Annotated in this window: 22 protein-coding genes and 1 pseudogene; 15 read left to right on the plus strand and 8 right to left on the minus strand. The window is 64.7% G+C overall.

Annotation, left to right across the window (positions count from 1 at the left end; genetic code table 11):
- Positions 1 to 66: 66 nt before the first annotated feature.
- The 4 genes from recO (at position 67) to B5X78_RS18510 (ending at position 6538) form a co-directional block, all read left to right on the plus strand.
- Entirely contained in the window at positions 67 to 798 is a 732-nt protein-coding gene (recO, locus tag B5X78_RS15475; RefSeq protein ID WP_079725462.1) for a DNA repair protein RecO, read from the plus strand.
- A 92-nt stretch (positions 799 to 890) separates the two neighbouring features.
- On the plus strand, positions 891 to 2744 hold the full coding sequence (locus tag B5X78_RS15480; protein ID WP_139381590.1) for a hypothetical protein: 1854 nt from the start codon (positions 891 to 893) through the stop codon (positions 2742 to 2744).
- 84 nt (positions 2745 to 2828) lie between these two features.
- Positions 2829 to 6104: an RHS repeat-associated core domain-containing protein gene (locus B5X78_RS18810; RefSeq protein WP_188444682.1), complete on the plus strand. Its 3276-nt coding sequence runs from the start codon at positions 2829 to 2831 to the stop codon at positions 6102 to 6104.
- A complete protein-coding gene (locus B5X78_RS18510; protein ID WP_139381591.1) occupies positions 6101 to 6538 on the plus strand; it encodes a hypothetical protein in 438 nt (145 codons plus the stop codon). The genes B5X78_RS18810 and B5X78_RS18510 overlap by 4 nt, the downstream gene beginning before the upstream one ends.
- A gap of 84 nt (positions 6539 to 6622) precedes the next feature.
- On the opposite strand, the gene B5X78_RS18660 is transcribed toward B5X78_RS18510, so the two are convergent.
- Complete coding sequence (locus tag B5X78_RS18660; RefSeq protein WP_176140885.1) at positions 6623 to 6766, minus strand: hypothetical protein; 144 nt, start codon at positions 6764 to 6766, stop codon at positions 6623 to 6625.
- Between the two features lie 458 nt (positions 6767 to 7224).
- Here B5X78_RS18660 and B5X78_RS15490 point away from each other — a divergent pair, with 458 nt between their 5' ends.
- Positions 7225 to 7734, plus strand: a complete 510-nt coding sequence (locus tag B5X78_RS15490) for a hypothetical protein (protein WP_079725467.1) — start codon at positions 7225 to 7227, stop codon at positions 7732 to 7734.
- A 172-nt stretch (positions 7735 to 7906) separates the two neighbouring features.
- Here B5X78_RS15490 and B5X78_RS15495 read toward each other — a convergent pair whose 3' ends face one another.
- Positions 7907 to 8599 carry an Hpt domain-containing response regulator gene (locus B5X78_RS15495; RefSeq protein ID WP_079725468.1) on the minus strand — a complete coding sequence of 231 codons (693 nt, stop codon included), beginning with the start codon at positions 8597 to 8599 and terminating at the stop codon, positions 7907 to 7909.
- A 137-nt stretch (positions 8600 to 8736) separates the two neighbouring features.
- Here B5X78_RS15495 and rlmD point away from each other — a divergent pair, with 137 nt between their 5' ends.
- The 8 genes from rlmD (at position 8737) to B5X78_RS15535 (ending at position 16225) form a co-directional block, all read left to right on the plus strand.
- A complete protein-coding gene (gene rlmD / locus B5X78_RS15500; RefSeq protein ID WP_079725470.1) occupies positions 8737 to 10080 on the plus strand; it encodes a 23S rRNA (uracil(1939)-C(5))-methyltransferase RlmD in 1344 nt (447 codons plus the stop codon).
- Between the two features lie 9 nt (positions 10081 to 10089).
- Complete coding sequence (locus tag B5X78_RS15505) at positions 10090 to 10608, plus strand: CYTH domain-containing protein (RefSeq protein ID WP_079725472.1); 519 nt, start codon at positions 10090 to 10092, stop codon at positions 10606 to 10608.
- A 9-nt stretch (positions 10609 to 10617) separates the two neighbouring features.
- Entirely contained in the window at positions 10618 to 11625 is a 1008-nt protein-coding gene (gene nagZ, locus B5X78_RS15510; RefSeq protein ID WP_079725473.1) for a beta-N-acetylhexosaminidase, read from the plus strand.
- Positions 11625 to 12197 (plus strand): hypoxanthine-guanine phosphoribosyltransferase, encoded by a 573-nt coding sequence (locus B5X78_RS15515; RefSeq protein WP_079725475.1) that lies wholly within the window; start codon positions 11625 to 11627, stop codon positions 12195 to 12197. Before nagZ ends, B5X78_RS15515 begins: the two co-directional genes overlap by 1 nt.
- Entirely contained in the window at positions 12194 to 12940 is a 747-nt protein-coding gene (locus B5X78_RS15520) for an S-methyl-5'-thioinosine phosphorylase (RefSeq protein ID WP_079725477.1), read from the plus strand. The genes B5X78_RS15515 and B5X78_RS15520 overlap by 4 nt, the downstream gene beginning before the upstream one ends.
- Positions 12941 to 13039: 99 nt before the next feature.
- Entirely contained in the window at positions 13040 to 13246 is a 207-nt protein-coding gene (locus tag B5X78_RS15525) for a cold-shock protein (protein ID WP_079725479.1), read from the plus strand.
- A 69-nt stretch (positions 13247 to 13315) separates the two neighbouring features.
- Positions 13316 to 14551, plus strand: coding sequence for an FAD-dependent oxidoreductase (locus B5X78_RS15530; RefSeq protein WP_229730746.1), 1236 nt, complete (start codon positions 13316 to 13318; stop codon positions 14549 to 14551).
- 48 nt (positions 14552 to 14599) lie between these two features.
- Positions 14600 to 16225: an acyl-CoA dehydrogenase family protein gene (locus B5X78_RS15535; protein WP_079725483.1), complete on the plus strand. Its 1626-nt coding sequence runs from the start codon at positions 14600 to 14602 to the stop codon at positions 16223 to 16225.
- A 7-nt stretch (positions 16226 to 16232) separates the two neighbouring features.
- Here the strand turns inward: B5X78_RS15535 and fabR are convergent, their stop codons facing one another.
- The gene (gene fabR / locus B5X78_RS15540) at positions 16233 to 16895 is read right to left on the minus strand and encodes an HTH-type transcriptional repressor FabR (RefSeq protein ID WP_079725485.1); all 663 of its coding nucleotides are present in this window, start codon (positions 16893 to 16895) and stop codon (positions 16233 to 16235) included.
- Positions 16896 to 17002: 107 nt separating this feature from the next.
- On the opposite strand from fabR, the gene B5X78_RS15545 reads away from it, so the two are divergent.
- Positions 17003 to 18097: a flavin reductase family protein gene (locus tag B5X78_RS15545; protein ID WP_079725486.1), complete on the plus strand. Its 1095-nt coding sequence runs from the start codon at positions 17003 to 17005 to the stop codon at positions 18095 to 18097.
- Complete coding sequence (locus B5X78_RS15550) at positions 18097 to 19260, plus strand: fatty acid desaturase family protein (protein WP_079725487.1); 1164 nt, start codon at positions 18097 to 18099, stop codon at positions 19258 to 19260. The genes B5X78_RS15545 and B5X78_RS15550 overlap by 1 nt, the downstream gene beginning before the upstream one ends.
- Positions 19261 to 19340: 80 nt before the next feature.
- Here B5X78_RS15550 and B5X78_RS15555 read toward each other — a convergent pair whose 3' ends face one another.
- The 5 genes and pseudogenes from B5X78_RS15555 to B5X78_RS15575 form a co-directional block, all read right to left on the minus strand.
- Positions 19341 to 19694, minus strand: a complete 354-nt coding sequence (locus B5X78_RS15555; RefSeq protein WP_079725488.1) for a hypothetical protein — start codon at positions 19692 to 19694, stop codon at positions 19341 to 19343.
- A 53-nt stretch (positions 19695 to 19747) separates the two neighbouring features.
- Entirely contained in the window at positions 19748 to 21538 is a 1791-nt protein-coding gene (locus B5X78_RS15560; RefSeq protein ID WP_079725489.1) for an ABC transporter transmembrane domain-containing protein, read from the minus strand.
- Positions 21539 to 21548: 10 nt separating this feature from the next.
- A pseudogene (locus tag B5X78_RS15565) lies at positions 21549 to 22133 on the minus strand (IMPACT family protein); the annotation flags it as partial.
- A complete protein-coding gene (locus B5X78_RS15570) occupies positions 22130 to 23341 on the minus strand; it encodes a hypothetical protein (protein WP_079725490.1) in 1212 nt (403 codons plus the stop codon). The pseudogene B5X78_RS15565 and the gene B5X78_RS15570, both read right to left, overlap by 4 nt.
- Positions 23338 to 23856 carry an RNA polymerase sigma factor gene (locus B5X78_RS15575; RefSeq protein ID WP_425478748.1) on the minus strand — a complete coding sequence of 173 codons (519 nt, stop codon included), beginning with the start codon at positions 23854 to 23856 and terminating at the stop codon, positions 23338 to 23340. Before B5X78_RS15575 ends, B5X78_RS15570 begins: the two co-directional genes overlap by 4 nt.
- Positions 23857 to 24007: the final 151 nt, after the last annotated feature.

The following is a 24007-nucleotide window of genomic DNA, read 5'->3' on the forward strand; positions in this document are numbered from 1 at the left end:
TGCGGGGGAAGGCTGGGATGGGGGCACGCCGAAGTCATTTACTTTGGCCGCTGAGCACCGCCTCCGATGCGCATTGCCCAAGAACCCGCCTACGTGCTCCACGCCCGCCCATGGCGGGAAACCAGCCTGCTGCTGGAAGTCCTGACCGAGCAGCACGGCCGCCTGGGCCTGGTCGCACGCGGCGTCACCGGCCCGAAGAAGCACGTCCAGCGCGCTGCGCTGCAGCCGCTCCAGTTCATTCGCCTCGAAGCCGACTTGCGCGGTGAGTTGGCGCGTCTGGTTTCTGCGGAAGCGGTGGACACCGCGCCACGCTTGCAGGGCGATGCGATGTTGGCCGCGTTCTATCTCAACGAAGTGGTGCTGCGGTTGGCGCCACGGCATGACCCGTTGCCAGAACTGTTCGCCGCGTATGGCGATGCGCGTGCGCGTTTGGCTTCGACCGAGTCGTTGGCGTGGACGTTGCGGCGGTTCGAGCGGGATTTGTTGGAGGCGCTGGGGTTTGGCTTCGCACTGGATGTGGATGCCGATGGTCAGCCGATCGATGCGGCTGCGCGCTATGTGCTGGAGCCGGAGCAGGGGCCGCGGCGCTTGTTTCTGGATCGTGGCCGCAGTGAGCGTGCCAGTGCCGCGACCGGGCGTGCGCTGTTGTGCCTGGCCGAGGACGCGCAGCCTCCTGCGGAAGATCTGGCCAGCCTGCGCTTGGCGCTGCGCCAGCTGCTGGTGCACTACCTTGGCGCACGCGGTTTGAAGTCGTGGGACATGCTCGGCGATTTGCGGCAGTTGCGCGCTGACACTTAGCGCAAGAGAACAACGGTTCACCGAAAGCCGCCTCGTTGGCCGACTGAGCGGCTCCCACCTCATGAGAGGAAGCGTGAGCCACAATCAATTCCGTGCTCCTCGTCGCGAAGAACGTCACCAGTGCCCTGCCGGTCTGGACAATGGGCGAACGCCAGGCCAATGATGCCCGCGACGGACCCCCACCGCTGACACGCCTGAAAGCAGGCAAGCGGTCGTACGACTCTTCTCGTACTTGCATGGAGCAATCAATGCGCAGTTACCTGACGTCGATCCTGCTCGTCCTCAGCCTCTGCGCGCCGCGCGGAGCGTTCGCCCAGGTCTGGTCGTTCGAGACTTACGGCAAGGAGATTGAACGAGGCTCTTCGATCCCTGCGATACCCGATGGCTTTGGCCAGTTCGGCGAAATCATCGACCTCAACTCCGGATCGGTGGTTTTCAAGAAGACCGTGGTTGAACTTCGCGGCAGCAATTCCCTGCGCGTGGCGGCGGACTTCGAGTTCAAGATGTGGGACAGGCTCGGCTATCCACCTGCTTACCAGTGGCAGTTGGCCACGCCCTATATCGCAGGCATCCATTCCGCTGAGCATGGCTGGGTGGTGGGACAACTCAACAGTCTCAACAACCAGCGATGCTCCGACCCATTGGGATTGGGCGTGGCCTACACCGTCCGGTCGAGCAAGCCGCCCAAAGACAACTACATGTCGGACGAGTATTGGGATGGAAACTCCTTGGTGGGCATCGAGGGCGGCGGTACCGTTCGACGCTTGAACCCCACCGAGCCAACTTTGTCGGGCGCGAACATCAAGTGGTCTACCAGCCGCGGGTGGCGTTTCAGCTGCTACACCCTTGCCGACGGTAGCGAGGGCTTCATCGGACATCGACCCAATGGGGAAAAATACTACTTTGGGATTCCTGAAGCCGGTGATGAGATTCTGCCCATCACCAGTAGCCACTTTCCGAATGCCAATACATGGCTCGAGGTTTCGCTGTACAAGATGCACCTCAAGCGGGTCGAGGACCGCTTCGGCAACTGGGTCACCTATGAGCCCAACCGAATTACCAGCAGCGATGGTCGCGTCATTGATTTTCAATGGTCAACAACAGGAACGGCCATCATCAAAGTGACCGCCGATGGCCGCGAATGGAATCTTAGTGCTCAATCGAGTGGCTTTACTTCCGGCACCACAGTGACTAATCCGGATGGATCGCAATGGTCCATTTCCAAGTCGGGAGCAATCAACCAAAGCTACTACAGTGGTAGTCAGTGCACTGAGCAGCAGAACATCCCCCTCGGCTATTCCGGCCAACTTGCGGTAACCGTGAAACTGGAGTCTGGTGTATCGGGTACGTTTACCATGAAGCCGCGACGCCAGGGGTATTCCTACGTGACCTACGATTGTCGAAACATTGGCCCGGGCGCGCCGTCCTTTGTGGAGAATCCCGGTTTTTTCGATGTGATCTCCATCTTCGACCGGTCAGTCCAAGGTCCAGGCATCTTGCCGCTCCAACATACGTTCAATTACGGGCCGTATGCTGGCTGCTACTCGCCCATGACCGGGCAAACGGCACCACCCAATGCGTGCACCAGCAGTTCGCCTACATCCCGCACTGTCACGGTGACTGCATCCACTGGTGACGTCGAAACTCATACGTTTGGCAACAGGGTTTACCAGAATGCAGGTCTGCTTCTCGCCGAGACCGTTGGGAATCTGCAGACCACCACGTTTGAATATGATGTGTCCTACATCAATAGCGGGGGGACCGGGAAGAGAAAGGTCTACGACATGGACGAAACCCGTGTCCCCGTCGTGAAGCGCCGTGCGACCACGTTGGGGGGTAGAACCTTCGTCTGGGCAATTGCCAGCACCTGTGGAACGGGGGGAACCCAACTCTGTATCGACGAGTTCTTCAGGCCAACCAAAGTAACGCGATCCAGCGGGCCGTAAACGTAGTGCTGCGTCTACTTCATTCCAATGGCTCACGAGGTTCGTGGGTTCATGGGTCAATGCCTTGAACAGGGAAGTCCGACGATGACAAAAAAATGCCAGCTCTCCGTCCTGTGCGCCGTTGCGTTAGCGTTGCCGCTGAATGCATATGCTCAGACCTACACCAAGACCGAGACCATCGAGTACCACGATGACACGGCGCTGTGGGTGCTGGGCCAGGTCAAGCGCACCACCACCGACGGCACCGAGACCTCGCGTACCGAGTACGCCTGGAAGGCCATGCCGACCAAGGTTTACGGCTTTGCCGACCAGGTGCAGCAGACCCTCGACTACGACCGCACCTCGGCGGTGAGCAGCGGCCAGCTCGGCACGCTCAAGACCGTGGCCGACGGCCGCAACAACACCACGACACTGAGCAACTGGAAGCGTGGCATCCCGCAGAACATTGCCTTTGCCGATGGCAAGAGCGTGCAGGCCGAAGTCGACAACCGCGGCTGGATTACCTGGGTGGAAGACGAGCTCGATGCACGCACCTGCTACACGTATGACGCGATGGGCCGATTGGCCAGCACAACGTACCCGTCTGAAGCCGCCAGCACCCCGGGTGGCCCACACGTGTGCAACACCGACAAGTGGACCGCCACCACCTACAGCTGGGAGTGGATCACCATTGCCGAGCACGGTCTGCCGGCTGGCCATTGGCTGCGTCGCGTGCACACCGGCAACCACCGCCGCAATACGTTCTACGATGTGCTGTACCGGCCGGTGCTGGTGCACTACTACGATGGCGCCAACGTGGATGCCACGTTGCAGACCACCGGCACCACCTATGATGCTCAAGGCCGGCCGACCTTTGCGTCCTACCCGGTGGGCACCCGCGAGAAGGGCACAACCGGTATCTGGACTGAGTACGACGCGCTGGGCCGGGTGACCTCCACCACCCAGGACAGCGAGTTGGGACCATTGACCACGCTGACCCAGTACCTCACCGGCTTCAAGACCCAAGTGACCAGTCCTAAGCTGCTGGTCACCACCACTAGCTACCAGACCTTCGACGAGCCCAGCACCAACGCCCCGGTGCTCATCGAGCATCCGCTGACCACCTATACCCACATCACCCGTGACAAGTACGGCAAGCCCACCAAAATCCGCCGCAGCAACAGCGCCAGCCCCACTGGCGGTACGCTGGCGGTGGACCGCGACTACAGCTACAACGCCAAGCAGGAACTGTGTGCCTCGCGCGAACCGGAGACTGGCGCCACCCTGATGGGTTATGACGCGGCCGGCAACCTGAGCTGGTCGGCGGCGGGTCTGCCCATTGCCACGGCCTGCGATGACGCCGGCACTTCCAGTGCCGTGGTGGCGCGCAAAGTCGCGCGGACCTATGACACTCGCAATCGTTTGAGCACCTTAAGTTTCCCCGACGGTCGTGGCAACCAGGCTTGGACCTACACCAACACCGGCAAGCCCAACACCATCACCACCTACAACGGCGTCAGTAACACGGAACCGGTGGTCAACGTCTATGGCTACAACCGCCGTGGCCTGATGACTACCGAGACCTCCGGCCAGACCGGCTGGTACACCTGGGGCCTCGGTTATGGCTATGACCCTTACGCCAACCTGTTCAACGTCAACTACGCCGATGGCCTGAGCATCATCTACGCGCCCAATGCCATCGGCCAACCCAGCCAGGCAGGTACGTACGCCACCAACATCAGCTATCACCGCAATGGGGCGCTGAAGCAGTTCACCTACGGCAATGGCATCGTCCACACCATGACCCAGAACGCGCGCCAACTGCCGGCGCGCAGCACCGACACCGGCGGTACTCTGGACCTGGGCTACACGTATGACAAGCATGCCAATGTGGCCAGCATCACCGACTACACGGCCGGTGCCAAACAAAGCCGCACCCTGAGCTACGACAATCTGGACCGCCTCACGCAGGCAGTGGGCAGCAGCTTCGGCACAGCCACCTACGGCTACAACGTGCTCGATGACATCACCACACTCAAGGTCACCGGTGGCAATAAACCCCGCGACCACGTCTATCACTACGACACCAACAGCCAGCGATTGCTGGGCGTGTCCAATGCTGCCGACCCGAGTCCCACGCCGCCCATGGTCATCGGCTTCGGCTTTGACGACCAAGGCAATCTCAACAACAAGAACGGCCAGGCCTACAACTTCGACTACGGCAACCGCCTGCGCAGCGTACCGGGCAAGGAAAGCTACCGCTACGATGGTCATGGCCGCCGCGTGTACAGCGTCACCAACGCCAACACCCACGCGGTTTGGCAGTACAGCAACGCCGGCCAGTTGATGTACACGCACGACTTCCGCAACAGCCGCGTCGGCCACTACATGTATCTGCAAGGCAGCTTGCTGGCCACGCGGGAGTACCCGACAGGTGGCAGTAGCACCGTTACGGTCAAGTACCAGCACACAGACGCCCTCGGCACTCCCATCAAGGTCACAGACGCAGCGGGCGTGACGGTGGAGACAAGCGAGTACGAACCCTATGGCCACCTTGCCAATCGGGCATTGACCGATGGCCCGGGGTTCACCGGGCATGTGCAGGATGCCAGTACCGGTATGACCTATATGCAGCAGCGCTATTACGATCCGCAGGTTGGACGGTTCTTGTCACGCGATCCCGTGACGGCGAACGCGAACACTGGTGCGAACTTCAACGCATATTGGTACGCTGCAAACAACCCGTATAGCTTCACCGACCCGGATGGACGCTATGCAAGAGGTTCGGGATGGACCGATGACCAATGGAATGCATTTGATTCAGCTCAACAAGCTGCTGCAAACCAAGTTGATCAGGCAGCTGTTCAGCTCGCAGCTGCACTTGCGGACAATAACCTTCAATCTCTGTCCCCCGAATGGCAAGCTGTGTTCGGCGATTCACTGACAAGCGAGAACGTAAGCACCATGCATTCGCAACTTTCAGGAATATCGGACGCCCTCCGCGCGACTGATGCTTCAACAGGTTTTGTTGCGAACGCAATGACTACAGAACAAGCGGTTGCGCAGTATGGAAGTTCTGCAAGCGGCGGCTTTTTTATGTTTACACCGAACGAATCTGCATTTCCTGGGCAAGGCAGCAGCCTGGTGGTGAATGCAACATCCAACGCGATGGGGAACAGCTCCGTCCTCAGGTGGGCGGTCACGCATGACGCAGGACACGGCGGCGCTGGGTTGGCTGATATGGGTATCAACAACGTGACTGGCTACACGATGGGAAATCGTGCCAGTCAAGAGGTTTATCAACGCATGCTTGGGAACCCCGCGACGATAAGGAATGCTGAAAGTGTGACTGACTTCGTCAATAGGATCTCACCGCCATGAAGAGGACATTCGTCTCTTTCTTTGCGACGGCACTTCTTGTAAGTTGCGCCGGCCGCCAGACGCCTACGAATATAGAAGATCTTTTTGCTTTAGAAATCGAAGACCGCGCAAGCGACTCCTCTTTTTCAATCTCGCTTGATTCACATGTTGGAGTTCCACTCTGTATTTCCAGAGAAGGGTGGCCGGACGACAGGGGGCGTGTTTCTGAAGTGTTTGATGTAACGCTATCTCACGATGATGGCGTGCTTAGAGCGGATGGTTACCATCCGCCGCAATGTGTTGGGGGTTGTGAGCCTATTGTTGTCGCGCCATTTGGTCGTATAGACGCCATGATTTCCTACAGTAATTTTGGCGAGCCTTCAGCGATTGCCAAGTTGCATGGGCGAAAGCTAAACGCTGCTGTCTTTGCGGACACGTGTGAGATTGCCAAATAGCGTCAATCGAGTAGCGGCAATTAACGGGATCATGTTCACTTCCTGATTGCCCGTGACGCACAAGGCCCACAGTTGCGGACCTTGTCACTTCTGGTGCTTCGCTGGCGGCGCGAAGAACGCCCGCTCGCGGATGGCAATATGCGTCCAACACGAACTCTGGTTGGTGAGTTCGCACAGTTTGCGGATCGCCGGCCCGAAGCAGCGTTCGGTCTTGGCCAGGTTGTCCATGGTGTACTACGCGGCCGGTGCGCGGTAACCGCCGCTATGGAGTCGGCTAAATTCAGGCGTTGGTCGATGTCCGCTTCTGTCCGATAGCGGTCCTTTGCCCTATCGGTTCGCAATCACCTGGCCGGCTCTCTTCGCCAGCCTGGGCTTGGCATTGCGCAACCTGTTGTTGCATTACCTCGGCGTACGCGGCTTGAAGTCTTGCGACATGCTCGGTAATTTGCGGCAGTTGCTCACTGAGACTTAGCGCAAGAGCACGAGATTGGCCTGCGGGGACCTGCACTCGGCGATCTGAGGGAAAAGGTCGGCTCAAGTTACTCATCCGGAATGCAGGAAGACTACAACGATCACAACGCCGCGAGAGCTGCTGTCGGTGCTGACAATGCGGGCGCGGCAGCTGCTAAGTACATTCAAACCCTTGGGCCGCTCAGTGAGCGTGAGGCCTTGAAAGGAATGCAACCATGAAGTCATCGAAAATCTTCGGCCTGCTCGGCCTGATTCTTCTCATGGGATGTGTCCACGAAGAAGAAGGCGAGGTGGCGACAAACATCTCGAAATCCTTGACGTCGTCGAAAGGTGTTGTCAAGTTCGATATCAGCAAGCCTTATCTGGACGCTCGAACAAAGCACAAATTTCAGATAGTGGCGCTCGTAGTAGCCCGAGATGATTTGGGTGCACTATCTTGCACCATTCCTCAATCATCCCAAGAGCAGGCGAAAGTCTGGGTTGATCTATCGGGCTACAAGTGGGTGAAATTGAAGGATGCGACCGAGATATCGTATACGCGTGACGAAGAGAAGATTGCCATTCGAGTCAACGGCTTGAGTACATCCTTATGTGAAACGCGCGGCAAGAGGCAAGTGAATCTCGGCGTCATTTTTGATGCCAAACCAAGGCCGAATGGCTGGAGTGGCGAAGGCATGCATGGCTTCAATTTTGCTATACCGCCACTAGTGGTCGAAGAGAAGTGAAACGTTTGCGCACAGGCCTTGTTAGGCTGTTGGAGCTTCTTGATCCAATGATCCTGTACCACTCGGTGTCCACGTTTTACTGCCTGCGGCTACGACTGCCGCACCTGTCTGCTCGAGAAGGGGCAACAGCCAGCCACGCAGCCGGGATGCCACTACAGAAAAAAACCCGGGACTAGGCTGCTTCTACCCCTGCATGACCCAGGTTGTCGCTTGCCGCCAGGAATTCCGCCATCGCGCTGCCAGACTCAGGTTCCCGTTGCAGGCGGGAAACGGCCTGCGCCAGTTGGTGTGCGCCGACGAATCCGCAACTGGCGCGCAGGCGATGCAGGGTGCCGCGCAATTTCTCGCTGTCGCCTTTGCTTTGTGCCTGGCGCACGCTGTCGACGGCAACTGGTAGTTCGTCAAGGAACAAGGCGCGCAGGCGCGCAACATGTTCGGCATTGCCATTGAGCGCACGCAAGGCACCGGCTTCGTCCCACACTGGATTCTTCGTCAGCGGCAGCTGGGCGTGGGCCACTTCCTGCAGTTCGACCGCACTCAGGGGTTTCACCACGACACGGGCAAATCCAGCGGCAAGCAAGGCGTCCCGTTTGCTGGCGGAGGCGTCGGCGGTATGGGCAAGGGCGGGGACGCCGGGATGGCGACGGCGCAGTTCGGCGAGCAGGTCAGCACCGCTGCCATCCGGCAGGTGGGCATCAATCAACCACAGGTCGTACGGGCCGGGCAGCGCCAGCGCCTGGGCCGCGGTTTCCACCGCATCCACCTGGGCGGGCAGGGCCTCGAGCGCCGCCTGCATGAACTGGCGGCTGATGGCGTCGTCCTCGATCAGCAGGAGGCGGGGCGGGCTTCCGATGTCGGTGGTCATGAGGGTTCCTCCCTGTTCCGGCGGATGGTAACGCCTGGATCGTGCAGGCGTTGACAAGACCGGACAGGACGCGCGGGCCGGCGCCGGGGCGGGCCATGCGACAATGCCGCCCCCCGTTTTCACGCAGCTTCCGCCACGTGGCCCGTTCCCGTTCCCCCCGTATCGATAAAACCCCGTTTGAAGCCGAGATCCTGGATCTGACCCACGATGGTCGCGGCGTGGCCCGCCGTGATGGCAAGGCCGTGTTCGTGTCCGGCGCGCTGCCGGGTGAGAAGGTCATGGCGGAGCAGACCGCCAAGAATCGCCATTTCGACGAGGCGCGCACCGTGGAGGTGCTGCAGGCGTCGGCGCATCGGGTGACGCCGCGCTGCCCGCATTTCGGTGTCTGTGGCGGCTGCGTGTTGCAGCATCTGGACGAGGAGCAGCAGATCCTGGCCAAGCAGCGGGTGCTGGCCGAGAACCTGGAGCGGATCGGCCATGTCACGCCCAAGGCGTGGCTGCCGCCGTTGACCGGCGCCAACTGGGGCTATCGGCGCAAGGGCCGGTTCTCGGTGCGGCGGGTCAACAAGAAGGACAAGACGCTGGTCGGTTTCCGCGAGCAGGACCCGCGCTTCGTCGCCGACCTGTCCGAGTGCCATACGGTGTTGCCGGCCATTGGCGCGGCCATTCCCGGACTGGCGGCATTGGTCGAGAGCCTGCAGGCCAAGGCCGACATCCCGCAGATCGAATTCATTGCCGGTGATGCCACCGCGGAGTTCGACGGCATCGCGCTGGTGTTCCGCCATCTGCAGCCGTTGAGCGAGTCCGATCGGGCGGCGCTGTCCGCGTTCGGCCAGGCGCAGCGGATGGCGATTTACCTGCAGCCGGGTGGCATCGATACCGTGGCGCCGTTGTGGCCCGAGGCGCCGTCGCTGTCGTTCCATCTGCAGTCGTGGGACATCTCGCTGGCGTTCCGGCCGCTGGACTTCATCCAGGTCAACGCGCCGCTCAACGAGAAGATGATCGCCAGCGCGTTTGCGCTGCTGGATCCGCAGCCGGGCGAGCGCATCCTGGATCTGTTTTGCGGGCTGGGAAATTTCACCCTGCCGCTGGCGCGGCTGGTGGGCGAGGTGGTGGGCGTGGAAGGTGAGGCCGGGCTGGTGGCGCGGGCGCGCGAGAACGCCGAACGCAATGGCCTGGGCAATGCGCATTTCCATGCCGCCGACCTGACCCAGGATCAGCGCGGCACGCCGTGGATGCGCCAAGGCTTCGACAAACTGCTGCTGGATCCGCCGCGTTCCGGCGCCATTGACGTGTTGCAGCAGCTGCCTCTGAAACAATTCAAGCGCATCGTCTACGTCAGCTGCCATCCGGCCTCGCTGGCGCGCGATGCGGGTTACCTGGTCAATGAGCAGGGCTTTACGCTGGTGTCGGCGGGGGTGATGGACATGTTCCCGCAGACCGCGCACGTGGAGTCGATTGCGTTGTTCGAGAATCGATAAGGGTGGGTGATGGGCACCGAGATTGAACGCAAATTCCTGATCACCGGCAACGATTGGCGCGATGCCGCGCACGAGGTCGTGCCGATGGCGCAGGGTTACATCAACGACATGGCCGCGCTCGACGAGGGCCGGCAGAAGGCGTCGGTGCGGGTGCGCATCGAGGGCGATTCGGCTTATCTCAACCTGAAGTCGCTGCGGCTGGGGCATACCCGCCAGGAGTTCGACTATCCGATCCCGGTCGAGGACGCGCGCGCGCTGTTGGCGCTGTGCGTGGGCGGGCTGATCGACAAGCGCCGGCACTACATCCGCCACGCGGGGCATCTGTGGGAAGTGGATGAGTTCCTCGGCGAGAACGCCGGTCTGGTGGTGGCCGAAATCGAGCTGGAGCATGCCGATGAGGTGTTCCAGGCGCCGTCGTGGCTGGCCAAACAGGTCACAGACAGCAGCCGCTATTACAATCTGGCTTTGGCCTCGCGCCCGTATTCGCAATGGACGGATGGCGAGCGCGAAGGCCGCGATATTCCCTGAGGATTCTCCATGCTTGTCATCGGCATCGCCGGTACCGAACTTTCCGCGCAGGAGCGCGACTGGCTGCAGCACGACGCTGTGGCTGGCGTGATCCTGTTCACCCGCAACTTCGCCTCGCGCGCGCAGGTGACCGAGTTGTCGGCCGCCATCCGCGCCGCCGCGCCGCGTCCGCAGTTGATCTGCGTGGACCAGGAAGGCGGCCGCGTGCAGCGCTTCCGTGAGGGCTACAGTGCGCTGCCGCCGCTGGAAGGCTTCGGCAAGCGTTACGCACAGGCACCCGAAGCCGCGCTGGAACTGGCGCGCGAACACGCCTGGCTGATGGCCAGCGAGATCAAGGCCAGTGGCATCGACCTGAGCTTCGCGCCGGTGGTGGATCTGGCGCGCGGCAACCGCGCCATCGGCGATCGCGCGTTCCACGCCGATCCGCAGGTGGTGGCGGCGTTCACCCGCGCCTATGTGGCCGGCATGCACAGCGTGGGCATGCCTGCCACGCTCAAGCACTTCCCCGGCCATGGCACGGTGCTGGAAGACACCCATTTCGATGACGCGGTGGATCCGCGCACGCTGGAAGAACTGCAGCAGCACGATCTGCTGCCGTTCGTGGCCGGCATCGATGCCGGCGCCGATGCGGTGATGATGGCGCACGTGGCCTATCCGGCGGTCGCGCCGGAACCGGCCGGCTATTCGCCGCGCTGGATCCAGCAGATCCTGCGCCAGGCCATGGGCTTCAAGGGTGTGGTGTTTTCCGATGACATCGGCATGGCCGCGGCGTTCTCCGCCGGCGGGGTCAAGGCGCGCATCGATCTGCATCTGGATGCCGGTTGTGACGTGGTGCTGGTGTGCTCGCCCAAGCTGGTCGAGGAATCGCTGAAGGCGGTGCAAGGGCGTCCGCTCAATACCGCGGCGCTGCTGGGCCTGATTGGCCGCGGTGCGCTGGGCTGGGACGGCCTGTTGGCCGATGGACGCTACGGGCAGGCGCAGACGCGCGTGCTCGGTAACGGTGCGGAGGTGGCGTGATGACTGTACAGAGCCAACGTCCTTCACTGGCCGATGCGCTGGCCAATTCGGATCTGCTGGTGGATCGCGCCACCCTGGATCGCGCCATCGCGCAGATGGCCGAGCCCATCGCCCGCGACTATGCCGGCGAGGTGCCGGTCTACCTGACCATCATGCACGGCGCGCTGCCCTTCGCCGGCCAGCTGTCGCTCGAACTGGGCGCGCGCGGGCTGGATCTGGAATTCGATTATTTGCACGCCACCCGTTATCGCGGCGCCACCTCTGGTGGCGAGCTGGTGTGGAAGCATCGCCCGGCCACCTCGTTGTATGGCCGTCGCGTGCTGCTGGTCGATGACATCCTCGACGAGGGCCACACGCTGTTGGCGGTCAAGCAGTGGTGCCTGGAGCAGGGCGCAACCGACGTGCGCATCGCGGCGATGACGGTCAAGCAGCACGACCGCTGCGTGGCCGGCATCTGCGCCGAGTACGTGGGCCTGGAAGTGGCGGATCGCTACGTGTTCGGCTTCGGCATGGACTACCACGAGCAGGGCCGCAACCTGCCGGGCATCTACGCTTTGAAGGAAATCCCATGAGCCATATCGCGCTGGGCGTGATCGGCGGCACCGGCGTGTACAAGCTGGCGCAGCTGGCCGACGTGGAGACCCGCGAGGTCGACACGCGCTATGGCAAGCCTTCGGGCCCGGTGCGCATCGGCCATCTGCTGGGACAGCGGGTGGCATTCCTGGCGCGGCATGGTGAAGGTCACTCGGTGCCGCCGCATCAAGTGAACTACCGCGCCAACCTGGCCGCCTTGCAGGCGGTGGGCGTGCAGCGCGTATTGGCGCTCAATACGGTGGGCGGCATAACCGAACGGTTTGGTCCGCGCGTGCTGGCCTGCCCGGATCAGATCATCGACTACACCTGGGGCCGTATCTCGACGATCTGCGAAGAGCCGGGCACCGATGTGCTGCATGTGGACTTCGGTGATCCCTACACGCCGCTGCTGCGACACAAGATCCTGGCGGCTGCGCGCGTGACCGGCGTCAAGCTTGTCGATGGCGGCTGCTATGGCGCCACCCAGGGCCCGCGCCTGGAAACCAAGGCGGAAATCGCGCGCATGCGCCGTGATGGCTGCGATCTGGTGGGCATGACCGGCATGCCCGAAGCCGCGCTCGCGCGCGAGCTGGGGCTGGACTACGCCTGCCTGGCGATCATCGCCAACTGGGCCGCTGGCTGCGGCACGGGCGAGGAGATCACCATGGCCGAAGTGCTGGCCAACGTCGATGCCGCCTCGAGCGGCTTGCCGGAATTGATAGGCGAACTGGCAAGAGGGTGATTGTCAACGGGCCTCAGGCTTTGCATACTCCGCGGGTGCGGCAACGTTCAGATATAGCCGCACGCCTCCACCCGCTCTCAATAAGGAAGTGCAAGCGTCATGCCGAACGGTACCGTCAAATGGTTCAACGATGCCAAGGGCTTCGGATTCATCGCGCCGGAAGATGGCAGCGCCGATGTCTTTGTCCATCACACCGCGATCAACTCCAATGGTTTTCGCAGCCTCAAGGAAGGCCAGGCCGTCACCTATGAAGTGACCCAGGGCCCCAAGGGCGCGCAGGCGGGCAACGTCACGCCTTCCGCCTGATTCGATACCCACGAATTTTGCGACCCCGCTTCGGCGGGGTTTTTTATGCGCGCAAGGGGAGCGCTACCAGTGAAGGACAAGCGCAAGGACGTTGCCGTCATCGGCTATGGCACGGCGGGACAGGCGTTGGCGTTGCTGCTCGCGCGCGATGGGCATCGCGTGCAGGTGTTCGAACAGGCTGCGCAACTGGGTCCGGTGGGAGCCGGGTTCCTGCTGCAGCCCACCGGCCTGCAGGTGCTGTGGGAACTGGGCCTGCTGGAGCCTGCCCTCAAGCACGGCCGGCGCATCCAGCGCCTGTATGGCGAAACCCCGCACGGACGCGCGGTGATGGACATGCGCTATGCCGGACTCGGCGGTGGTCTGTTCGGCCTGGGCATGCAGCGTGGCGCACTGTTCCAGTTGCTGGCGCAGGCGCGCCCGGCGCAGGTGACGGTGCATGAGGGACGACGCATCGTCCAGGTCGACAGCGAACAAGGCCGCCTGCGCGATGCGCAGGGGCGCGAAGAGGGGCCGTTTGATCTGGTGATCGCTGCCGACGGTGCGGCCTCGCAGCTGCGCGGCGGCCTGGGCTCGGTGCGGCGCGACCAACCGTATCCCTGGGGCGCGCTATGGTGCCTGGTGGCGCAGGGGGAATGGGCGTGGCCGGATGAGTTGCGCCAGCGCTACGTGGCCGCGCGCAAGATGATTGGCATGCTGCCGGTGGGCACGCGACCGGATGATCCGGTGCCGCGGCTGAGTTTCTTCTGGAGCCTGCCCGCCGACGGCTACGAGCGCTTCCGCAGCGGCGGTATGGGTGCATGGCAAGCCGAAGTGGCGCAGATCTGGCCGGCCGCTTCGGAGCGGGTCGCCCATCTGGACGATGCTCATGCGCTGGCGCGAGCGGCCTATCGCGATGCCACCGTGCAGCGTTGGGCATGCGGAAAGCTCGTGCTGGCCGGCGATGCCGCGCATGCGATGAGCCCGCAGCTGGGGCAGGGCGTGAACATGGCGCTGATGGATGCGCTGGCCCTGCGCGATGCCCTGCGTCTGCACCTGCCGCTGGAGGCTGCCTTGGATCAGTACCAGCGCGGACGCGCCGCGCACGTGGCCATCTACCAGTTCTGGAGCCGCTGGTTGACTCCGGTGTTCCAGTCCGAACGGGATCTGCTGGCGCGCGTCCGCGACCTGGCCTTTCTTCCGTTGGGCCAGTTACCGGGTGGGCGGGGCCATATGCTGCGCGTGCTCAGTGGAACCCAGCATGGCGCGCTCGGCAGGCTGGCGTTGGCGCCGCGTTTCCTGCAGGCGCTGCGCTCGGCGGCACCCTGACCACGGCGATTCGCGCCAGAATCACCGACGCGCCACCGGGAGTTCGCGATGACACCCACACCGCCCTACGAAACGCACGAGGTCGACAACCAGCCGCCGCCGTTCGAGCCGCGCGACCTGTGGGCCGACGATGTGGTGCTGCGCGAGTCGGTGGCGCACGAGGGCGGCGCCGGTTTCGTCGACCGGCTGGCGGTGTACGGCGCGATGGCCGGCGATGAGTTGTATCGACTCGGCTTTGACGCGAACCGCGATCGCCCGCGCCTGCGCACCCACGATCGCTTTGGCCATCGCATCGACAGCGTGGAATTCCATCCCGCCTATCACCGGCTGATGGAAGCGGCCAAGACCCATGGCGTGGCCGGCCTGTCCTGGCACGAACCGCACGCGGGCGCGCATGTCGCCCGTGCGGCCTTGAGTTATCTGCATCACCAGGCCGATGCAGGTACCAGTTGCCCGCTGACGATGACGCACGCGGCGGTGCCGGTGCTGCGGCAGGAGCCGGCATTGCGGCACTGGGCCGAGCGCGCGTTTGCCCCGCATTACGACCCGCGTGATCTGCCGATGGAGCAGAAAGCCGGCGTGACCCTGGGCATGGGCATGACCGAGAAGCAGGGCGGTTCGGACGTGCGCAGCAATCGCACGGCGGCCAGTTCCAACGATGACGGCACCTACAGCGTGGTCGGGCACAAGTGGTTCTTCTCCGCGCCGATGTGCGATGCGTTCCTGGTGCTGGCGCAGGCCGCCGGTGGCCTGACCTGTTTCCTGTTGCCGCGCCATCTGCCGGATGGGCGCAAGAACGATTTCCGCCTGATCCGCCTGAAGGACAAGCTGGGCGACTGGTCCAACGCCTCCAGCGAAGTGGAGTTCTGCGAGGCGCGCGCCTGGAGCGTGGGCCAGGAAGGTCGCGGCATAGCGACCATCATCGAGATGGTGATGCTGACCCGGCTGGATTGCATGATTGGCTCGGCCGCGGAAATGCGCATGGCGCTGGCGCAGGCGCTGCACCATTGCCGGCATCGCCAGGCCTTCGGTCATCGGCTGGTCGAGCACGCGCTGATGGCCAACGTGCTGGCCGACCTGGCGCTTGAGTCCGAAGCCGCGACCGCATTCGCCATGCGGGTGGCGCGTGCGGTCGATCACGCGCCGCACAGCGCGAACGAAGCTGCCTTCGCGCGCATCGCCACCGCCCTGGGCAAGTACTGGATCTGCAAGCGCGCGCCGGCCTTCGTCAACGAAGCGCAGGAATGCCTGGGCGGCGCCGGCTATGTGGAAGAGTCGATTCTGCCGCGCCTGTATCGGCAGGCGCCACTCAATTCGATCTGGGAAGGCAGCGGCAACATCCAGTGCCTGGATGTGCTGCGCTCACTCTCGCGCGAATCGCAATGCGATGTGGCCTTGCTGGCGGAACTGGACAGCGCGGGCGGGCGCGATGCGCGCTATGACACTTACGTGGAGCGCCTGCTGACCGATCTGCCCAATGGCAACGAAGCCAGCGCTCGCCATCTGGTCGAACGCCTGGCGTTGGCGCTGCAGGCTTCGGTATTGCTGCGCGCGCACAGTCCGGCGGCGGACGCGTTCATCGCCAGCCGCCTGCTCGGCCAGCATGGCTTGGCCTTCGGCACCCTGGCGCGGGACGTGGACTTCAGCGGCTTGATGGCCCGCGCGTTACCGTAAGACGGCGTTACTTTTCGGCGGGATAGCGACCAGCGGCAATCGCCCGTGAGCCGGTGATGATCATCCGCACCATCTGCGAGAGTTGATTGATCAACTCGGCATCTTTTTCCGGTGGCAGATCCAGGCCGGTGGCGCCCACCGCAAACACCAGGCGGGTGATCGCCTTGGACACCAGCGCCGGTTCGTGCAGGGGCGCGTTGTCGCGGGTGGCCAGGCGGATCAGGTCGATGCGCAGTTCTTCTTCGAAGAAATACAGTTCACGATCCACCGCCTGCTTGAACGCATCCGAGCCTACGGTGCCTTCGCGCAACAGCACGTGCAGCAGTTTGTCGTCGGCGCGCAGCTGTTCGATGAAGGCTTCCACCGAACTGCGCACCACGCTGCGCTCGCCGCCGGTAGCGCGCTGGCGCGCTTCACCGATTATCTTGCGCAGCGAACGGCCGGCCACGTCGATCAGGGCCACGGCCAGTTCGTCCATGTCGCGGAACTGGCGGTAAAAACTGTTGGGTGCGATACCGGCTTCGCGTGCGACTTCGCGCAGGCTCAACGTCGACAGGCTGCGGTGCGGACCAATCAGGCTCAGCGCCGCCGCGAGCAGATCCTCGCGGGAAATGCTCGCCTTGCGGCCAGGACCGTGTTCTTCGGCGGTGGGCAGGGCGGTTTGCGACATGGCGTCCGTACGGGCAGGGATGGCGGGCAGGCTGGACGGCATCATAGCCCCATCCGTTAATGTACAAGTGTATACACACCTGTGAGGACGACGGTATAGTGCCCCCCATGAAATCTCAGCTTCGTCCGTCACCCCGCCCCGGTCACCTGCGCCGTCTGGTCAGCCCGTTCGTGGCCCCGGATGTTTTCGACTTCTGGGCGGGCCGCGTCAACCGCAGCTGGACCTGGGAACGGCCGCGCGCACGGCTGCTGTCGCGCGAAACCGCCGCCCGCGATGCCGTGACCCTGGTGCTCAAGCCCAACCGCCATTGGCAGGGCTATCGGGCCGGCCAGCACATCACCCTGGGCGTGGACATCGAGGGCGTCCGCTATCAGCGCAGCTACAGCCTGGTGGAGAGTCCGCGTGCGGATCGCCGCCTCGTCATCACCGTCAAGGCAGTCGATGGCGGCAAGGTCAGCCGCTATCTGCTCGAGCAGGCGCGTGCCGGCGAAGTCTTTGAATTGAGCCAGGCCTATGGCGATCTCGCTGCCGCACCTGCGCAGGCGGCCAGCCTGCTGCTGGCCGCCGGTAGCGGCATCACGCCCTTGATCGCGCTTTTGCGTGAACAGGCTGCCGAGGGCTTACAGGCGCCGATGGATCTGATCTATTGGGTGCGCGAACGCGAGCAGGCCTGTTTCCTCGACGAGCTGCGCGCCCTGGCCGCACGCCAGCCGCTGTTCCGCCTGCATCTGGCGCTGACCGGCGATGCCGCCGTGGCTTCCGATGAAGTGGCCGGTCGCATCGGCACGTTCGACGTGAATGCGTACGTGGCCGGCTTCGAACAACGCCATGTGATCGCCTGCGGTCCGGGTGGCTTCGTCGAGACGGCGCGCGCGCTGGCTGCACACGTCGCGTCGTTCCAGGCCGAAGCCTTCAGCCCGGCGCCGGCCGCCGTCACCGACGAAGGCGAAGTTGACGTCATCCTGCAACGCAGCGGCCGTAGCCTGCGCGTAGCGCGCGGAACCTCCTTGCTGGTGGCGCTGGAAGCGGCCGGCCTCAAGCCCAGGCACGGCTGCCGCATGGGCATCTGCAATACCTGCTCCTGCGGCAAGTCCGCCGGCAGCACCCGTCACCTGCCCAGCGGAGACCTGGCGCACGAACCCACCCAGGCCCTGAAGCTGTGCATCCACAGCGCCGCCACCGATCTCGAACTGGATCTCTGATGACCGCTCCCCGCAACCGCGCCCTCACGCCTGCCGAACTCAACGCCTTCGGCGAAGAACTCGACGCGCTGCGTGCCCGCACCGTCGCCAGCCTGGGTGAGCGCGATGCGCGCTACATCCGCACCATCATCAAGACCGTGCGCTACAGCCAGGTCGCCGGGCGGGTGCTGCTGATGGCCGCAGCGCTGCTGGGCGGTCTGCTGGTCGCCGGCCAGCCGTGGGCGTGGCTGTTCTGGCCCGTGTGGATTGTCGGCACGCTGACCCTGGCCTTCGCCAAGATCCTGGAGAACATGGAGCTGGGCCACAACGTGATCCACGGCCAGTACGACTGGCTGGGCGATCCGCAGATCAACGGACAGACCTACGATTGGGACATCGTCGGCACCGCCGACAACTGGCGGCATACGCACAACTTCCGCCACCACACCTACACCAACATCCGCGGTCTGGATGACGACGTCGGCTATGGCCTGCTGCGGATCTTTCCGGAGCAGAAGTGGCGGCCGTTCTACCTGCTGCAGCCGCCGATCGCGGTGATCTTCGCACTGCTGTTCCAGTGGGGCATCGCCATCCAGGATCTCAAGCTGGGCCGCTGGTGGGCCGGCAAGATGACCAGCGCGCAGCTGCGCCGCAAGTCCGCGCCGGTGCTGCGCAAGGTGGGTCGCCAGCTGGCCAAGGATTACCTGATCTTCCCGGCGCTGGCTGGTCCGTTCTTCCTGAGCGTGCTGCTCGGCAACCTGGTCGCCAATGGCATCCGCAATGTGTGGACCTACGTGATCATCTTCTGCGGCCACTTCACCGCCAATGCCGAAACCTTTTCCAAGGACTGCCTGAAGAACGAGTCACGCGGCCACTGGTACCTGCGCCAGCTGCGCGGATCGTCCAACCTCACTGGCGGCGGCTGGATGAATCTGCTCTCGGGCAACCTGAGCCACCAGATCGAACATCACTTCTATCCGGACATCCCGGCCAACCGCTACGCCGCGATTGCCGTGGAAGTGCGCGAGATCTGCGTGCGCTACGGCCAGCACTACAACACCGGCTCGCTGCCGCGCCAGTTCGGCCAGGTGATGTGGCGCATCCTGCGCCATGCCTTCCCCAGCCGCGTGCGCAAGACCGTGCCATTGATCGCCGAAGCCGAACCGGCACCGGAAGCAGCGTAAGCCAAAGGTTCCTTCCCCCGCTTGCGGGGGAAGCGCCCCGAAGGGGCGATGGGGGCAAAGCTAACAGTGCTTCAGCGGAGTCAGCCCCGCGGCACTCCTTCCTCCACAACACTCGCGCGCCGGACTTCCACACGCCGCAATCGCGACTCGACAAAGAACGAGCCCGCAATCAATCCCGTGCCCAGCAGGCTCAGCCACTGGAACCACGGATTCTCGAACACCTCATCGGCCAGCGCGTCCTGCTCCACGTGCAGGTGCAAGCGCTGCAGTTGTTCCAGCAGAACTTCGCGTTCGGCCGGCGCCATCGCCGCCAACGCCACCTGCACATCCCCCCGCATGTCCTGGCGCTCGTACCACACCGTCAGCGCCGCAGAGAGCAGGATCAGGCTGGTGCCGAGCCCGCGCAGCAGCGGGGGCAGGGAAGGGCTGGGCATGATCGACCTCGCACGCGGGTGGATGGCCGGAGTATGCCGCAGCCCGCGCGGCTTCAGCCCAGGAACTGCAACCGCGCCAGCTCCGCATACAGGCCGCCCTGCGCGAGCAACTGCTCATGCGTGCCCTGGGCGACGATGCGGCCGCGGTCCATCACCACGATGCGGTCGGCCTTGAGCACAGTGGCCAGGCGATGCGCGATGACCAGGGTGGTGCGGCCCTGCATCAGCCGTTCCAGTGCGTGCTGTACGGCGCGTTCGCTGTGCGCATCGAGCGCGCTGGTGGCTTCATCCAGCAGCAGCAGCGGCGCGTCCTTGAGCAGGGCGCGGGCAATGGCGATGCGTTGCTGCTGGCCGCCGGACAGGCGCGCTCCGCGCTCGCCCACCTGGCTGTCGTAGCCTTCGGGCAAGTCGCGCAGGAAGTCATCGGCCTCGGCCGCTTCGGCCGCGGCCTGCACCTGCGCGTCGCTGGCTTCGAGCTTGCCGTAGCGGATGTTGTCGCGCGCGCTGGCGGCAAACAGGGTGGGCTGCTGCGGCACCAGCGCGATGTGTTCGCGCAGCGCGGCCGGATCCAGCTGGCGCAGATCCACGCCGTCCACGGTGATCCGGCCCGACTGCGGATCATGAAAGCGCAGCAGCATCGAAAAGACCGTGCTCTTGCCGGCACCGGACGGGCCCACCAGCGCCACCGTCTCGCCCGGCTTGACCTGCAGGTCGAAGCCGTCGAGCGCCGGAAGATCCGGGCGTCCCGGGTAGTGGAAGACCACGTTGTCGAAACGCACGTCGCCGCGCAGCGGCAGCGGCAACGCCTGTGCCTGCGCCGGGGCAGTGATCACCTGCGCCTCGTCGAACAGTTCACTGATGCGACCCATGCCGCCGGCCGCGCGCTGGATTTCATTCCAGGTTTCAGCCAGCGCACCGACCGAGCCGCCGCCAATCACCGCGTACAGCAGGAACTGCACGAGCGTGCCGGCGCTCATTTCGCCACCGGCCACGTCACGCGCGCCGGTCCACAGCACCAGCACGATGGCGCCGAAGATCAGCGCAATCGCCACGGCCGTCACCGCTGCTTGCGCACGCACGCGCTTGCGCGAGGTTTCGACCGCCACGGCCAGCGCGGCATCGAAGCGCTTGCGCTCGTAAGGTTCGCGCGCGTGCGCCTGCACGGTGCGCACCGCGCCCAGCACCTCGGCAGCCAGCGTGTTGGCGTCCGCCACGCGGTCCTGGCTGGCGCGCGAGGCTTTGCCCAGTCGGCGCGAGCCGATGATGATCGGCAAAACCGCCAAAGGAATGCCCAGCACCGCAAACGCCGCCAGGCGCGGACTGGTCACGAACATCATCACCAGGCTGCCGATCACGGTGACACTGCTGCGCAAGGCCACCGACATGCTGGTGGCCACCACGCCGCGCAGCAGTTCGCTGTCGGCGGTCAGGCGCGAGATCAGTTCGCCGCTGCGGGTGCGGTCATGGAACTCGGCGTCCAGTCCAATCAGATGCGCGTACAGCCGCTGGCGCAGATCGGCCACCACCTTCTCGCCGAGCAGCGACACGAAGTAGAAACGCGCCGCGCTGGCCACGGCCAGCACGATCACCACCACGAACATGCCGCCAAACGCCTGGTTGATGCCGGCACCACCGCTCTGGAAGCCATCGTCGATGACATGGCGCAAGGCGGCCGGCAGGCTCAGGGTGGCGGCCGAAGCCACGGCCAGGGCCAGCATCCAGGCGAAGAACAAGCCGCGATGGCGGCGGATGAAGGGCCACAGGCCGCGCAGGGAACCCAGCCTGGCGCGCGCGGGCTTGCTGGTCTGGGCGTCCTGATCGGCGCCTTCGGATTCGTTGCTCATGCTCGGGGGGGTCCTCATCGTGCCAGCGCACCCGATCACGGGTGGCGTCCCGCAGGTGGGTTTTCAAGGCGGCGACGCGATCCAGAGGCAGCCGCAGGCGCAGCAGGGCGCCGGTTTCCAGGAAGCTCTCTTCCAGCTTCTCCGCGCCATGCATGGCCAGGGCTGCATGCAGCGCGCCCAGATCGTCAAAGCCCACCTGCGCCTGCAGCTCCGCATGGGCCACCAGTTCCCGGCGTTCGGCCAGGCGCAGGCATTCGGCCGCGGCGCCGCCATAGGCACGCACCAGCCCGCCGGCGCCCAGCTTGATGCCGCCGTACCAGCGGGTCACCACCACCATCACCCGGTCATAGCCCTGACCATCGATGGCGGCCAGGATCGGCCGACCTGCGGTGCCGGCGGGTTCGCCGTCGTCGCTGGAGCGGTACTCCGCGCCCACCCGATAGGCCCAGCAGTTGTGGGTGGCGGCGGCATCGCCGACCTGGGCCAGGTACGCCAGCGCCTGGCTGGCGCTCTCGATGGGTGCGGCCTGCGCCAGGAAACGGCTGTGCTTGACCTCGATGACATGCGAGGCCAGCGCGGTCAGCGTGTGGCTCATTCGGCCAGCAGTTCCTGCAGGTCTTCGGGAGTTTTCTGGAACGGATGGGCCTGGCGGAAACGCAGCAGGCTCTCCACCGCGCTGGCGCGATCACCCAGGTCACGACGCAGGCGGATCCGCTCCAACCAGTCATCGGCATCGAGTTTGGTGTCTTCGGCCACCGGCAATTGCAGATCGGTGCGCTTGAGGCTGTTGCGGGTGACGCCGGGAGAGAACAGGCCCGCGCCGCCATTGACGGCCTTGGCCGCAGTGCCACCCGTGTTGCGTCCGTATTCCGGGCCGTACGCGTTGCCAGGCGCGTCAGCGGCCGATGCGTCGGCGGGCGTTGCCGCAATGGCGCGCTGCATCTGGCTGGACGCCTCGCTGGCGCGACGCGCGCGCGCGTCCACCCGCTCGGCGCTGGCGGCGGCGTTGCGCGCATGTTCGGCGCGCGCCTGCTCGCGCTGGGCGGCGATTTCGGCGTAAGTCTCGGGGTCAGCCACCACGCCGCCCAACGTGCGCGCATTGCGATCCGCGCTGGCGACCGAGGCGGCGGGCGCAGGGGGCGGCGGCGGCGGCGCGGACGCTGGCGCGGCATAGCGCAATGATGGCGCGCTGACGGTGTCCAGCGTGCTGGCATCCGACTCCGCCGCACTCGCCAGCGGCGGCGCCTCGGCGATGCGGGCGTCGGCAGCCGCGGCCGTGCTCCGCCGGGACACGGCCGGCGACCGCCGCTGCAGTTCCTGGGCGGGCTGGCGCAGCGCCGGCTTGGCCAGGGGCGGGTTGTAGACGGCCGACGGCGCGGCGTTAGCGGGCAACTCCGGCTCCTGCAACACCATCGACGCCGGCGCCGGCGGCGCCACGGCGACCGCGGCGGTGTCGGCGGCTTCAGCACTGGCGTTGGCGGCGGCCGCGTCTGAATCAGCGGCAGCTGCGCCGGACGCAGCCACGTCAGCCGCGGCAAATTCGCGATCCAGCGGAGATTCGTGCACGGGCCGCAGTTGCCAGGCGATACCCACCGCCAGCAGCGCGCTCGCGGCCACGCCCAGGCCCAGAGGCCAGCGCGAGCGGCGGCGCGGGCGCGCCTGCTCGCTGACCGCGTCGTGCGCCGCCGCCAGGATGCGTGCGTCCAGCCGCGGCGACGGCTCGCCATGCGGACCCAGCCGCGCCAACTGCTCGGCCAGCGCGGCTTCTTCGGCATCCAGCGGTTGCAGGGGACGGCGGTTCATTCGGTCAGTCTCGCGCGCAACTTGTCCATCGCGTAGCGCAGCCGCGATTTGACGGTTTCCCGGCCCACGCCGGTGATGTCGCCGATTTCCTCAAGACTCAGTTCCTGCTCCAGGCGCAGTTGCACCACCTGGCGCTGCTCCTCGGGGAGCTCGGCCAGCGCCAGCTGCAGGCGTCGGCGTTGCTCGAATTCGCTGAGTTGGCGATCCGGCGTGTCCGGGTCGGGCACCCGCGCGGCGCGTTCATCGGCGTCCGCAGGCGCGGGTGGCCGGTGCTTGAGGGCGCGCCAGTGGTCGTTGAGGCGATTGTGGGCGATCCGGTAGAGCCAGGTGGTGAAGGCGGCATCCGGCTTCCAGGCTGTGCGCGCGGAGATCACCCGCTGCCAGGTGTCCTGGAAGACCTCGTCGGCCAGCGCACCGTCACGCAGATTACGCAACAGAAAGCGGTACAAAGGGGTGCGGTGACGCGCATACAGACGCTCGAACGCCGACGCATCGCCCGCCGCATAGGCAAGCATCAGCGTTTCGTCGGCGGGTTCGGCGGCGTCGTTCACTGCGATCAGCGTAAGGTCTCCTTGCGTCGCCGGGAAGCGGGCAAAGCCACGATTGCTGAACGGATGCGTGCGCCGCGCAGTCGCGACACACGGTAAGTGGGGGGTCAAAAGCAAT

This window comes from Pseudoxanthomonas indica (genome assembly GCF_900167565.1).
Classification (GTDB): Bacteria; Pseudomonadota; Gammaproteobacteria; order Xanthomonadales; family Xanthomonadaceae; genus Pseudoxanthomonas_A; species Pseudoxanthomonas_A indica.